The following is a 14,818-nucleotide window of genomic DNA, read 5'->3' as shown; positions in this document are numbered from 1 at the left end:
GATGCTAAGCAACTTGTGCGACTTTCTGTTGGTCTCGATCAAACTTGGTTAGCACTGCAGGAATAACAACAAATACAAAAAGAGTCGCTAATAGGATTATCAACGCAGATAAAGCGCCTAGAACCCAGTTCAATCGAAATTCGGATAAAGCGAGAATACTGAACCCACTAATCAAAATAAGAGCCGTCGAAATAATCGGGCCAGAGACCATAGACATTGTTTTTGTAATGGCTTCTTGGGTAGTGTTATCTTGTCGGTACTTACTGTACTTAACTAAGAAATGCACGATAAAATCAACCATGATCCCAATTGTTACCGTGGCGGCAACCGCAACAGCCATGTCCGCTTTTGCAATCACTAGCGCCCACAGACCAAATGCAAGTAACGAAGGAAGTACGTTACTAAGAATACTTAACGCCCCTAACTTCACGGAACGAAGCGCGATCATGATTGATAATGTAATAACCATGAAAGTAACGGCTGCGCCTTTAATCATGCTATCAATATTGCTTTTTGATATATGAGCAAACATAACCGAGGGGCTACCAATGGCTGGTTGGTCAAAATTTTTGCTGTTTTTCTCTATCCAATTACGCGTTATATCCACGACTTCGATAATACGTTTAGAGTTAGTATCTCCGAAGGTAACCACTACCTTAGAACTGCTTTTGCTTAAATTGACGGTATTATTTAGATCAAGGCCACGAGGCAATGATAATTCATACACTAGTAGATATTGTGATGCGAGTTCTCGTTCATCGGGTAGACGATAGAAGGTGTCATCATCGCCATTCATAGAGCGATTCAGTTTCTTCATAGTGTCAGCCAGTGTGGATACATGAACCACATCTGGTTGTTTTTCTAACATTGATTTCAGCGCATCTAACTCAGTAAGATATTCAGGTTCCGCAACGCTACCTTTGATTGAAGGTAAGGCTATTTCAATGGTATCTATACCGGTTAGGTTTTGAATAGCAAAATCAGAATCTCTTCGGAATTCAATCTTTTGGCTGAAATACTTGAGGGGTTCATCGTAACTTTCCATTTTTGGTAGCATAAATATTGAAGCAGCCGTTAATACCGATGTGATCGTTAAAATGACTGAAGCATGTTTAGTGACTAGATGGATCATTGACTGTGACTTAAAAGGCGATATTTTCTCTTCTTTTACTGTCAATGCTTTTTGCTTGATAGGTAAAATTGCAACTAACGCAGGTAACGTAGTAATTGAGAAGAAATAAGCGAAGAAGACACCAATAGCCGTCATGTTACCGAGGTCATGATAGTTTGGAACTGCACTTGAATTTAACCCAAGGAAACCAACAATTGTCGTTATTGAAGTTAAAAAGATAGCAGTGTGATTCAGTTTCATACTTTCAATAATTGCATCATTTCGAGATAGACCACGACGCATTAATGTCTGCATTGTTTTTAATAAATGCACTGAATCCGCCACAGCCAGAGTAAGCACAATGGTTGGCACAATAGATGAGATGGATGTGAAATAAAACCCTAACCAACCTGCGACACCAAGTGTTGCAGAGGTCGCCATACCGATAATAATTAAGCTAATAAAGGTGCTTAATAACGATCGTAGTGTAATAAATGTAATCACTAATACGACTGCATACATGAGTGGCACAATTGTTTCACCGTCCGATTGAGCTGAAGTCGAAAAGGCATGACTTAGCATTGTGCTACCAGTAATTCGAATGTCGATATCTGGGTGGATCTGTTGGAACTTTGCTTTTAAAGCAAGAGCAGCATCTCCGACTTCGCTTGACTCATAAGGGCTTTCTTCAGGTAACTTCAACGTGATGAATATTCCTGTCGATCCACTTCCATCTTTAACGAGTCGGTTTTTTAATAACGGCTCAGCAAGTGCAATTTCTCGAATATCCGCTAATTGTTCAGTGGACAGCTCAACAGTTGTATCAACAAGGTCTTCAACCAAAAGATCATCTTCATCAGCACTCACATGTTGAAAGTTAGTGATTGAATCGACCCTAACCGAAAAAGGTAGATGCCACGCTTTTTTAGTCAGTGATGCAACAGCCTTCAGAAACTCAGGTGTATATACATTACCGTCAGGAGCGCTTAGAACGAAGAGGACATTATCACTTTTGGTGAAGGTTCGTTGAATATTTTCAAACTCCAAGCGTTGTGGATTATCATCCGCAAAGAATGTTTTATAGCTTGAATCGAAATATAGATTTTGCGCACCAGAGCTGATGCCCACGGTAAATAAAAGGGTTAGAAGTAGAGTCAGCCATTTGTATTTTACAAATAGTGAGCCGTTTTTTATAGGGGTTAACCAAGACATAAATATGATCTCATAGTAATTTAAAATAGCTTAGTAACCACTTGGTTACCTAAGTAACTGAAAGGTTACTTTGGCTTGGTGTTTAAGTAAACTCTTGATCTTTAAGAAAATTTAGTGGCAGTGATGGGATATTTTAGGTGAATAGCGCTTCTACGATTTCTTTTTTGTAGTGTTGTAAATCGCAAAGAGGGAGTTTCGGCTTAACATGATAATCAACCTAATTTAGCTAGATCTCAATTGAGCTCGCAATAGTATTCGTGTGATCAGTTATGACAAATCAATCTCATACCTTACATGAACAAATGTATGATGAACTGTCATGAACAAAATATAATGAGTAGAAGATCTAATAAGAAATGGGGCAAATACGGCTTAGCGCCACTGTACGAAACCAGAACCGCACACCCTTGCAGAATTTTAAATAACATGGCCAGAGATGGCGTTTTCTTTAGATGGTGGTTTCCTAAAAAAGGGGGATACAATTACTGCTAAATCAGATCGTGAAATGGACTAAAGCGTTCACTATCTTACTCCAAGCCCTAAGTCACAGTTCTGATAATAAACATATATTTTCAATGACATAGGGTGGTTGCAACCCTATGATTAACCGTCATTTATATCGCGGGTCTAAATTATGTCTGTATTAGAAAACGCCTCAGCTCTAACTATCTCCTACAATCCTAAGGATGTTGAATCACTACGCCAAGCTTTGCAGTCTTATAGGCAGCTCATTCAGCACAAAGATGCGTTCTACGACTCCCATTGTAATGTCACTTTCTGCCTAGAAGAAAATTGTAATGACAGTATTTCAGATTTGCTTGCAGACCCTGTCGCTATAACCATTTTTGGCTTCTGCGGCAGAGACGTAACGGCGCTATCTGCTGAACAAAACCTGACTGAGCACTGTGTGCCTGCAGAGGCAGCATTCTTCATGCGTATTTTAATGTATCCAGAGTTAGAAGCTGAACTAGAGCAGACCGCGATCACGCTCAATACAGTTGCTCGTCGTATCAATGATTCAGCACGTATGTGGATTTCTGATACCGAAGTCTTGGGCTTGTACCCTATGCTTATGATGGCGTTAAAATACCCTCAATATACTTATCTTTTAGCCAGTTACATAGTGCCTTACTGGGATGCAGAGCATGAACCTCTCGGTGAAGAAGTGCTTGGAATAGTCTTCAGATATCATGGCTATAGCCACAACATGCTTAAAGCATTCTGTTACTGTGATAACGATACAGCACGTGCCAAGATGTTTACGTTCACTGCCATCTCATACGATGAACAAGTCGAGGCGATGGAGCAGAACCACTCACCGTTTTTACTTGCGATTTTCCGTAGCCAGCCTGAAGAATTTTTCACATTCAAACAATTACTCAAAGAGCGATTTTCTGCGCTTGATTATCTACAATACACCGATGACCCAGATAGCTACAATGAAGATCCGATAGGCAGTATCCTGCATTCTCTTGTCGACAGTGATGGCGCAACAGACAGTGACGATTTAGACGAAAACGGCAAGACCATGAGTAACCCTCTATTTATTGATAGCCCTGTTGATGACGCAGTTGCGAACTTAAAAATAGAAATTGAAGACTATTTAGGTCGTCCGATTGTTAAAGGTAAAGAGGACGAAGAAGATGGGTATGGCGATATCTATTATATCAGGGGCACTGGCATTGAGCAGTGGAAGGCGTTCATATGTGAAGCGTTCGACAACGGCCGACAAGTTTGGGAACATGTAATTACTGGTGAGAACTCCGATATTTTAGAGCAAATTAAACCATGTGATGCTGCTGCTTTGATGAAAGCTGGCAATTACAAACTGGCGGGTAAAATCGACTATTTCGTTGGTTACTATGATTCTTTCCACAGTGAACTTGAAAGTATCATTAATGACTTAATAATAGATTGGACACTTAGTGGCGACGATGATGAAGAGCCAAACGAAGCGGAAGGGCGCTTTAAGCTGTTTCGCATGTTGGATGTTATTTACTGCTGGAACGACAAACAAAGCTTTGATCCCAATTTCATCGACAAAATGGTTAACGAATACGAATTCTTTAGTGATAAAGAGTTCATGACACGATATAACGGCGACTGGAAAACGTTGTTCTTTCACTGTGTCGAATCATTCTCGGGTTACAGTCGCAATGTCGAGTTAAGCGAGGCGACGACCTTATATCAAATTTCACTTGAGCATCGTGATGAAGTAAAAACAATCATTGAAAATCGTGATTTCCCTCAAGAATACCCTGAATTACCGCAAGAATTACAGCCAGAGCAACCGCGTGAAACTATTCTCGGTTTGTGTGCTACCTTTGCGCATTTTGACCAGTTAAATGGCACTAAAGACACGCTCAATCAATACGTACTGAGCGTGCTAAATGAGTACCTCGTTGCAGCTGTCTATGATGGTATCGCCCAAACCAGTGAATTTGTCTGCGCGCCAAAAGTACCCGAATGGCAATACGAAAAACCAGAGACTGTAGTACTCAACCAAATCAAGCAAGATTGGCTGGTGGTCGAACAATATTTCAATGTTGAGCATGACGATACTGAATCTGCATTAGTCAGTTTTGAAAAACATCAACAACGATGTGATAGGGACGTTGAGTTTTTCGGCGCTAAACCGCGTTATGAATACTTGCGTGATTTCGATAGAAAAGCGCAAAAGTTGCTACTCGCGGCGCAGGTATTATCTAAACATGCTGAGTCGCCTAGTCAGAAATTTGCTGAACGATTCGTCGAACTGTGGCTGCGTATCGCGCCGACTAAAACATGCCGAATGCTGGCTCACTTCTACAATATTTCTCGCTTTGGCAATGTAGAACCAAATGAATTTCATCAACAAAACCAAACGTTAGTTAATCAGCTGGTTGGAATCACCAAGGTTGGTGCCACTGCTTATGTGCTTGAAAACCTAATTAGCGAAATCACAAGCGATACGGACGAACAAGCGTTACTTACCTCCTCATTTAAGCAATACCAAGGCGAAATAGCCCTGCCAGAAGAACAGCGTGTGTTGCATCAAGCATTGAACGGAATTTTGCCGCGTTATACCCAGATCTTCATGGCGCAGTTACATCAGTTCAATCCTGAACTTGCGCCAGCGTACTTTGAAAACAGGCTGGTCAGCATTATTCCTCTTTGCGTGAGGCTACGTATCGAGAAGACCACTCATGATGATCGTGAGTTGAGTGAGGAAGAGAAGCACGATATCGAGGTTGCTTGTCAGTATGTGTCACTCAAAACAACGGCCAATAAAGAGCAAATTGATCAATTGGTCAAGATGATGCAAAACCAACACATCAAAAATTTCAGTACGCCACGGGGTGAAGCAGATGTCAGTTTTTTATTCTGGTACGCATCTGATGTTCTAAAAAACAACCTATTACAAATCTACATTCATCACTCAAAAATGGATATTTCGGATCTTCATGATGGTCAAGATATCTCGCAGCCTCGTTGGCTCTGTGAACGCGCTTACAGCCTCGGAATGAGCAAGATTAAACTGTTTGAATCTATCATCGAAGAAGATTGGACGGACTGCTTAGATATCTTTCCAGATCAACTTGAGCTAGCGCCTCTTACTAAAGAATTAAGCACTGAAGACCTTTACGCTTTACTGATTAAACTGGCGAAACTAGGCAATTATGAGCCGCTCATTACGACTTTCAGCAACCATAGTTCTCGCCGTATTCGCGATCTTATCACCGCGATTAATGCAGGGCGTTACAGCAAAGATGGCTTGGGTTCAATCGAGGTCGTTGAGTTTGGTATTTTTGCTGAAGGCGCTACGCCAGAACAGATTGAAGCAGCCGACCATACTGAAGAGAGAAATGATTTAGTTATTTTTCACTCGCTAGAGCATCGTAAAGAAACGTTATTGATTGAAACTGAAGTCGGTCGCACATTTGGGATGAAGATCGGTTACTTCAGTTATGACAACCCAGAGGAAGAGTTCCCTGAGACAATGGATTTAAAAGTCCGCGTTCATCACCCCTACATTAATGCAGAGGACGGTTATCTATCAGAGTGGGATATTGAGCTAAACCTAGATTGTAGAAGTTATGTTGGTTGGACGTTTTCGCACAAGAGCTTGTGTGTACCTGGCATCTACCGTTTTGATATTATCGGAGGAGAGGACAATATAATTGAAAGTAAGACCTTCCACGTGGTTGAGAAGCGCCCCCTCCTGACCGATGATTTGGTTGCGCGTTACCAACATGATTCACTCACTCAGCAACACATGGGCGGTATTAACATTCACGATAATGCATTAAACATTATTGATGTTAAAAACCCTTGCGGCACGTTAAACCTAGGCCATCGAATAGCGAATAATGTGGTCAATATTTATAGCTATAGCGAAAATAACCAATTAGCATTCTGTGAACTACGGTTGAACGAAAAAACGCCTAAACATTGGTACGTTGCGCCAAACCAGTTAAAACCATATATTGAAAAGCGCGTTAAGGGTAAACAGCTATTACTCGGTTCACTAAGAGCGACCAGCAGTGCGTTAGCAGACCGAAACCTGTGGCAAAGTGAATTGGGTACTAAGTCGCCAGTCAAATTATTTCAGCCTGACCAAGCTCAAGCGGATAGCGTATTAGCCATACACTTAAAGCGATTAGGTTTCCGTCTATTACTGGGTTACAGCAATGAGGGGGAGCTTTGCCGAATCTTAGTGGCACCACAAAAAATCGGATTACTACGCCGTCTGCTATTACGTATCATGGCAAAAGTTGCACGTAAGGTCATTGAAGATAAAGGCGTCCCGGTGGCGCTTTAAGGTCTGATTAAACAACTAACGTGATAGTTAAAAAGTAAGTTTTTAGTTTGTTGGTAATGCTCATACGGGAACGCTTTATGCGTTCCCAGCCTAATCTAATTATAAATCGGGCTCATCTGCACGTTCAACAATCGTTGCGGCAGAGCCTGCCGCCGCACTTAAAGGAGCAATTAGCGCTGGGTGTATTCCTTCTGGCAATTGTACTTCCACCTTGCGTTTAGCAAATTCAATATTATTTTCTGCAAATATTTCCTGCACCCGCAGATAGACTTGCTTTCTAATCATAAATTGACAGCCTGGCTTGCATGTAAACTTTCCTCGAATCAACATGCCAACTTCATCTACTGATTGTACTCCTTGGCTTTTAAATGGTTCAATAAAATCTTTACCTAGCTCAGGGTGCGCTAAAAGTTCTTTACCTAGTACTTTGAATAATTTTTTAACTTTATTTATGTCAGTATGGTGTGGAACAAGAAAAGGTAATTTCATAATAATCCAATCACGGCTGTGGTTGGTTAAACTTGGAATTTCCCCATAAGGTACAGTGTGCAGTGCGCCAAGGTGATGCCTTAATCTCAATGAGCGCAATGCGATTTTCTCAACCGTCCCCTTAGTACTTCCTATCACCACATATTCCCCCATTCTAAATGCATCATCAATCAGGAAAAATACACCAGATACTATATCCTTTACTAAAGTCTGAGCACCAAAACCAATGGCTAAACCTAACACGCCGGCACTTGCTAGTAGTGCGGTCGTGTTAACTCCCAGTGTAGATAGAGCGCTAAATACAGCTAAAACAAAAATGAAAAATGCCATTGTATTTTTAATAAGCGGAAGCAAGGTTGCTGTTCGAGATAATCCCTGTCCCCCCTCTGAATCCATTGTATCCTCATTGCCATCAGGTAGTTCTTGCGCTAATTTACGCTGAATATAGATATTAACGATTTCCCAACAAATTAAGCCAAACAGTAAGAAGGTAGCCGCCTCTATGACTCTAATGATCGTTGTCGCGATAAGGCCTTGAGAACTAATACTTAAATAATCTATACCCCATAGCAGAGATAATATAAACACAATGCTCATAAAAGTAACGATTCTTGATATACGTAAAATGCTTACCTTTAAAGACAAGTTGAGTTCATGTTGAACATTTGATTGGTCAATATTAATCGGATTGCGGCTGTCCACGATTGTAATGAGTACAATATCAAAAAAAGGCACTGCTAATATAGCGAGCATAGTGAAAGTCGCGGCATAGACGATATCATCATCAAAGCCAACATTAGCCATCACTATTTCTAAAGTGAACCAAACCAATACAATGCAAGTGATAACTAATGCTGGCCATATATTAGCGAATAAACTCCGTTGTTTACTATTTTTAATATCATGGTGCAATAGCATTTTCTTGATGCCTTCTCTGCTGAGATAGACTGTAATAATCATGGCAAGATAAGAAATAATGTTTGTCCAAAAACCTAATTTATACAGTTCTTGTGGTATTCCGAGATCTTCAAACAACTCTATAAATACACCTAATGCAGAAAGTAAGCTCACTAAAACTAACCTATTAAGTAAATTTCTAGCTAAAGTGTCATTTAGGTTGAACAAACGCAGATCTGGATGCGTAGGGGCGAAAAAAAATGCACAGCCAATATAGGTTAAACGCGCAATTATTATGTAGTCTAAAAAGGCACCTGCTGTTAACAGCATACTGTTTTGGGTAAATAGATAGGGCAGAGCTAATCTACAAGTAGCGTAAAAAACGGCTATTCCAACTAATCTATTAAATGTTATTTTTCCTAATGATAACAATCGACTGGCTTTTAATGAATGATCATTATATTTGGTATTCGCTTTGTACTGTTTGAAAAGCTTCTGGAATATAATTTCAATGACAAAGGCAACACATAATAATATGATTACTTGTAAGGAAGAATAGAAAAGCTGCTGAGGTTGTTTAAAATCTTGAATAAATACCGCAGTTAAATCATCAACAGCCTTATCTATATTTACGATCTTGCTTAAGGCATCTTCAAAAGCAAAAAGTGTATTTCCCAAACTCGCATTTATAACAGTCAACACTGTTATGTTACTTGACTCATTTGCCTCCTTAAGTTGGTTATTATTTAGCTCTTCGCGCAACAGCACTCTCGCTTGTGTGTCTGATAACATTGACATCCGTTGATCTACAGAATCATTAATCGAAGATTGCTCACTCGTAACTGATTCACTAATAACTTCAGCCGACAGTAATGTTGAGAAAAATACAAAAAAGCAAACAATGAAGTACCTAATGGAATTGGAATAGCTAAGCTCGAAAAACGATCGTTTCATAATACATTACCAGTGTTTAATATAATTTAAGACGCGAGTTATAAAATTGAAATTAATGCTCAAGATACGGCGGATATAATGCTATGTATTGTAACTGCTTATATTCGGACAAGCCATCCGGGTACGCTTGTTGGTAAGCTATAAAAGGCAAGTTTAGGGATTCTGTCACAAAGATTGTTTGCACGTGTTGGCGAGTTAGATTTCAGATGTGATTAACCTGGGATAAAAGTCACTATAGGGGGACATAGGTCTAAATTAGCAACTTAACGATAATAAGATAACCGTTAAGCTGCTAATTGAATAAACTAGAATAGAATGTTAATTAAAATAGAAAATTAATTAAAATAGAAGCTTAATTAAAAGAAACCAAGTGGGTTAACGTCATAACTAACAAGTAAGTTTTTAGTCTGTTGGTAATGTTCTAACGCCACTTTATGAGTTTCACGACCTACACCGGATTTCTTATAACCACCAAATGCAGCGTGGGCAGGGTACATGTGGTAACAGTTGGTCCATACACGACCAGCCTGGATCTTACGACCCATACGATAAGCCACATTCATGTCGCGACTCCAAACGCCTGCACCTAAACCAAATTCAGAATCGTTAGCTATCTCTAATGCTTCTTCTTCAGTTTTGAAGGTCGTTACTGCGATCACTGGGCCAAAAATCTCTTCTTGGAAGATACGCATTTTATTGGTGCCTTTAAACAGGGTCGGCTGGATATAGAAACCGTTTTCATGATCGGTATGCACTTCTTCAATCTCGCCACCGATAAGCAGTTCAGCGCCTTCTTCTTTACCAATCTCAATGTATTTTAAGATCTTCTCAAATTGCTCTTTTGATGCTTGCGCGCCAACCATAGTGTCAGTATCCAATGGATTACCACGTTTGATCTGTTGGGTACGTTCGATGATCTTAGCCATAAACTGTTCATAGATATCTTCATGTACTAACAAGCGTGATGGACAAGTACAGACTTCGCCCTGATTGAAATAGGCTAATACCACACCCTCGATACATTTACTCAGATAAGCATCTTCATGATTCATAATATCGGGGAAGAAGATGTTTGGCGATTTACCACCGAGTTCGACGGTTGATGGAATAATGTTTTCAGCCGCGCATTTTAGAATATGCGAGCCAACAGGTGTTGAGCCAGTAAAGGCAATCTTAGCAATACGTGTGCTGCTTGCTAACGCTTGGCCTGCTTCCGCGCCGTAACCGTTGACGATATTCAGTACACCAGCAGGTAATAGGTCTTCAATTAATTCCATCAATACCAAAATCGATGCCGGTGTTTGCTCTGCAGGTTTTAAGATCACGCAGTTACCAGCAGCAAGTGCAGGTGCTAGTTTCCATGCTGCCATTAAAATAGGGAAGTTCCACGGAATGATTTGGCCAACAACACCGAGTGGTTCATGAAAATGATATGAGACAGTATTCTCATCGAGATCACCAATACTGCCTTCTTGAGCGCGTAAACAACCTGCGAAGTAACGGAAATGGTCAACCGCTAAAGGAATGTCGGCAGCCAGTGTTTCACGAATGGCTTTACCGTTATCCCAGGTTTCTGCGATGGCAAGTTGAGTTAAGTTTTGTTCTAAACGGTCGGCTATTTTGAGTAGGGTATTAGAGCGAACAGTTACTGACGCTGAGCCCCAAGCATCTTTGGCTTTATGCGCTGCGTCCAATGCAAGTTCGATATCTAGGTAGTTTGAACGTGGAATCTGACAGATGACTTCGCCATTGATTGGGCTGATATTGTCAAAATAGCAGCCATTTTGAGGCTCTACCCATTGACCGCCAATGAAGTTTTGGTAGCGTGGCTTAAAATTAATAAGTGCATCTTTGGTTCCAGGTGCTGCATAGATCATAACTCTTTCCTTTAGTTATTGTTTTTTGCGAGAGAGTGAAGTTATCATGACGGTGTGTCATAAACTGCGCTGGGAGTTCGCAAAAATTGACTCTCAGTCCATAACAAGGAAGTGTGTGATGCAGATAGTGCCTAATAGAGGATCGAATTTTGATCCAGCATTTCAGCCAGAAGTGATGGTTGAAAACAAAACCAGTTATGATGGCCCCGAGTCTCAGTTAAGTATTTATGATACTTTTCAACAAGCTAAACGGGTGGAGTTGAAGTCGGACAATCCGTTATTCTGCGCTATGATCAGCGGTAAGAAGGTCATGCACAGTCAGGATGCCAGCTATGACAGTGACTTTGTACCCCATGAATCCTTTGTATTAGCGCCAAGACAAAGCGTTGAAATTGATTTTCCCATTGCCAGTTTAGCTGCACCAACTCGTTGTCTCGCGATTGAAATATCTACCGACCGTATCGCGAAAATAGCTGATAACCTGAATGCACAAGCTGAAAAGCACAGTGAGTTTGGTCCTGTTCGATATCAGCAACAGTTACTACATACACATCACAACGCCCAAACTCAGGCATTGTTGCAGCGCATGACGGAGTTATACGTTGATGACGATCCTGATCGTAGTTACATGATTAATTTAGCGGTATCTGAATTGACGGTACGTTTGTTACGTCAGCAAAGTCGTGATTTTATGATGTCGTTTTGCCAGCAGCAACCCGATCACAGTGGTTTAACTATGGCGGTTGAGTTTATTCAGCAGCACTTAAACGAGAATATTGAGATAGAGCAGTTGTGCCGTATTGCGTGTATGTGCAGAACTAAGTTTTTCAATCAATTTAAAGCCAATTTTGGTTGTACGCCGTTGGCTTTTCAGCAGCAACAACGCTTGAAGAAGGCTGCTGAATTGATTAAGACGGGGATGCAGATAACCCAAGTGAGTTTTGAACTTGGGTTTATCAGTAGCAGTCATTTCAGTCGTATCTTCAAACGTTTTTATGGACTAAGCCCAAAGACGTATCAACATCGCCATAAGATTATGTTGAATTAATCGGAGTTTACAACGATGTTAATAGTGAAGGTAAGCCCCGATAGAAAATGAGTGTGGTTACTGAATGACATTACCTGATATGGGCTTCCAATTGACCACTGTCCCGTCACTTAACCGAGCTAAAATGGACGTAGGTTGAATGACGCTATTATCTGTCAAACGTTGTGGTTTTTGAGTGAAGTTAGCGACAATACGACTCCCATCATTAAAGGTTGTTTGTTGTAATAACCCTTGTTTATCTAGCCATTTAAAATCTATCATGGCTTTGTTCCAAAGAACTTGATGAATAGGTAAAAACCCTTGTTGATAGCGTTGCAACGCCTTAATACGTGGTGCATCAATTTGGTCCGCTTCATCACGGCTTAAATGTACCATCGCCGGTGTATTGTAGAGCATCGAAGTTAAGTCTCGTTCGACTTGTACATCGGTGAATTTTAAACTGTCGGTGTGCCAGTGGTGACTATTGATGACTTCATCATGAAATACGGTTTGATAAAGTGGCACCTTATATTGGGGAGAGAAAAATAGCGTTTTGTAAGGCTGTTTCACTTGCGCGGCTTTGAAGAAAAAATCGGGTTTATTATCTGGATACCAAGCACCGAGGAAATAAGGTGATTTACGATTATGCTTCATGTCTTTGTCTGACCAGCCAAAACCAACCGTTTCCATACCATGTGCAAAGGCAATACCTTGCGTTGTGAGTGCATTACCGTCTTCAGAACCTAACACTATGTCTTCGTTTGATGCTATCCATGCCATACGTTGGTTAAAGGCATCAAGCATTTTTGTCTCGCTCATACGGTTATTTTTCGAGTAATCTTCTCGAGTCATTCCAGTCGCATCTACATCCAAAAAAAGGCTATTGAAACGACCATATTTAATGACATCTGTAATACGTTGTTCTACATAACTTCGATTACAGACTGGATTTAAATAGAAACCATGACCACGAAACCCTTTTTTCTTTTGTCCGTTCGCTTTTTCGATAGCGCACTGCTTGCGCATAGCATCGGGTAGTTGGGCTGTGAGCCAAGCATCGTTTATCCCTTTGCTAATTGCAGTGTTGTAAGAATCGTAAGTACCAATGAGGTAACCAGCTCGTTTCGCTTGGTCTACTACTTGGGGTTGGTAAAAGGCGGGCATCCAATTATCCAAACCGATCCAAAGTTTTTCTAAGCCTGCAGATTCGAAGTTGTTGATCATTTTTTTTGATAATGCCTGCCCCCAGAATTCGGCATCGATTAGATAGTCTTCTGCATTTTCGAGTAGCCAGGCTTTTCTTTTTTGTGCCGCTTCAAATTGATTTTTTATGTTATTTTCATTTTGACCAGTTTTTTGTACAGGAACTAATTGTGTTAAAGATAAATTTATACTCTCAATGAGTACTTTTTGATGGTATTGATTTAACCAATTAGTCCCTTTTTTTAGCTTTAATAGTATTTTTATTGCATCATTGCTCGGTACTAAGTCTGATTGAGTAAAGTACCATTCTTTTAGTCCCCACCAGTCTTTAACATCTTCTAACGCCAGTACATCACGACCAAATAAATAGACATGACTTGCGCCAATCAAGCGTTTGAGTAGAGGTTGTCTAGTGAGCTTTTCCGATAGTGACTTTACAAAGCCATTATGCTTGCGCCATCGGCGATATTTCTTTGCACCACTTAATTGGTCGTTTCCTAAAGATATCAATACAGCGAATGGTTCATGGCGATTTAGCATTGTAAATTGATGTGATGCTTGCATGTCTAATTTTTGTTCTGAGATGGAAAAGTTGAGCTTATTATTGGTAGGATTAAGTAATTGGTAGCTTACAAACAAATTTTTATTATCTGTGAATTCAACACTCCAAAATGGCATTTTAAGGTCTTGGGTGGTATTTGAACTTGAGTATTCACTCATCATATAATCCGCCCACATGGTGTTGTCTGTAGGGATGCGCATCCCTTCATTGAATGGCATAAGTAAAGTCTTAGCTTGCTTGGCAGGCAAATTAAACCATTTCAGTGTTTGCGGTTTATTACGCGTAATCGGGGTTTTAGATACTAGTTCGAAAGTGATTTCTAGCGCTTTATCAAAAGTAGCGTTAACGACTAGGTTACTAGGCATTAACAGCCAAGACGCGGATGTGTCTGAGGTTTGGATGATCTGAGATGCATGTTGGCTAGCACCTTCAACTAAAAGAGCTGATTCGGTAATCGGCACATCGGTAATTTGGGTATACCAATCAATTTTTAAAGAACTTGGTTCAATCATTATTGACTGTTTGGCATTTTTCAACGTGATAAAATTTGCTGATTTATTCTGCATTTCAGTGCTGGCCACTGAGAACGGCAGAACAATCCCGGTTAACAAAAATATAATTGAAATTAGTTTATTCATAACAAAAGGTAGATCCGTTATTGTAAAGATAAGCTCATTAGAGACTA

The 14,818-nt window shown here is 40.3% G+C and carries 6 protein-coding genes; 2 read left to right on the top strand and 4 right to left on the bottom strand.

Going from position 1 to position 14,818, the window contains the following annotated elements:
- Window positions 1-4: 4 nt before the first annotated feature.
- Window positions 5-2,323, bottom strand: a complete 2,319-nt coding sequence (locus JFU56_RS02680; RefSeq protein WP_198435728.1) for an RND family transporter — start codon at window positions 2,321-2,323, stop codon at window positions 5-7.
- Window positions 2,324-2,957: 634 nt separating this feature from the next.
- Here JFU56_RS02680 and JFU56_RS02675 point away from each other — a divergent pair.
- The gene (locus JFU56_RS02675; RefSeq protein WP_198435727.1) at window positions 2,958-7,124 is read left to right on the top strand and encodes a DUF3859 domain-containing protein; all 4,167 of its coding nucleotides are present in this window, start codon (window positions 2,958-2,960) and stop codon (window positions 7,122-7,124) included.
- A 99-nt stretch (window positions 7,125-7,223) separates the two neighbouring features.
- Here the strand turns inward: JFU56_RS02675 and JFU56_RS02670 are convergent, their stop codons facing one another.
- Window positions 7,224-9,302, bottom strand: a complete 2,079-nt coding sequence (locus tag JFU56_RS02670; protein ID WP_242065814.1) for a mechanosensitive ion channel family protein — start codon at window positions 9,300-9,302, stop codon at window positions 7,224-7,226.
- Window positions 9,303-9,820: 518 nt separating this feature from the next.
- Window positions 9,821-11,341, bottom strand: coding sequence for an aldehyde dehydrogenase family protein (locus JFU56_RS02665; RefSeq protein WP_198435725.1), 1,521 nt, complete (start codon window positions 11,339-11,341; stop codon window positions 9,821-9,823).
- 118 nt (window positions 11,342-11,459) lie between these two features.
- Between JFU56_RS02665 and JFU56_RS02660 the strand changes: the two genes are divergently transcribed.
- Window positions 11,460-12,389, top strand: a complete 930-nt coding sequence (locus tag JFU56_RS02660) for an AraC family transcriptional regulator (RefSeq protein ID WP_198435724.1) — start codon at window positions 11,460-11,462, stop codon at window positions 12,387-12,389.
- A gap of 57 nt (window positions 12,390-12,446) precedes the next feature.
- Here the strand turns inward: JFU56_RS02660 and JFU56_RS02655 are convergent, their stop codons facing one another.
- Complete coding sequence (locus JFU56_RS02655; RefSeq protein WP_198435723.1) at window positions 12,447-14,771, bottom strand: glycoside hydrolase; 2,325 nt, start codon at window positions 14,769-14,771, stop codon at window positions 12,447-12,449.
- Window positions 14,772-14,818 lie beyond the last annotated feature (47 nt).

Origin of the sequence: Moritella sp. F3, from assembly GCF_015082335.1 — a bacterium.
In the GTDB taxonomy this organism is placed as follows: domain Bacteria; phylum Pseudomonadota; class Gammaproteobacteria; order Enterobacterales; family Moritellaceae; genus Moritella.
This window is presented reverse-complemented; position numbering and strand designations above follow the sequence as displayed.

Coding starts and splice junctions, on each gene's coding strand:
- JFU56_RS02680 (WP_198435728.1), bottom strand. CDS start 2,323: ATGTCTTGGTTAACCCCTATAAAAAACGGCTCACTATTTGTAAAATAC.
- JFU56_RS02675 (WP_198435727.1), top strand. CDS start 2,958: ATGTCTGTATTAGAAAACGCCTCAGCTCTAACTATCTCCTACAATCCT.
- JFU56_RS02670 (WP_242065814.1), bottom strand. CDS start 9,302: ATGTTATCAGACACACAAGCGAGAGTGCTGTTGCGCGAAGAGCTAAAT.
- JFU56_RS02665 (WP_198435725.1), bottom strand. CDS start 11,341: ATGATCTATGCAGCACCTGGAACCAAAGATGCACTTATTAATTTTAAG.
- JFU56_RS02660 (WP_198435724.1), top strand. CDS start 11,460: ATGCAGATAGTGCCTAATAGAGGATCGAATTTTGATCCAGCATTTCAG.
- JFU56_RS02655 (WP_198435723.1), bottom strand. CDS start 14,771: ATGAATAAACTAATTTCAATTATATTTTTGTTAACCGGGATTGTTCTG.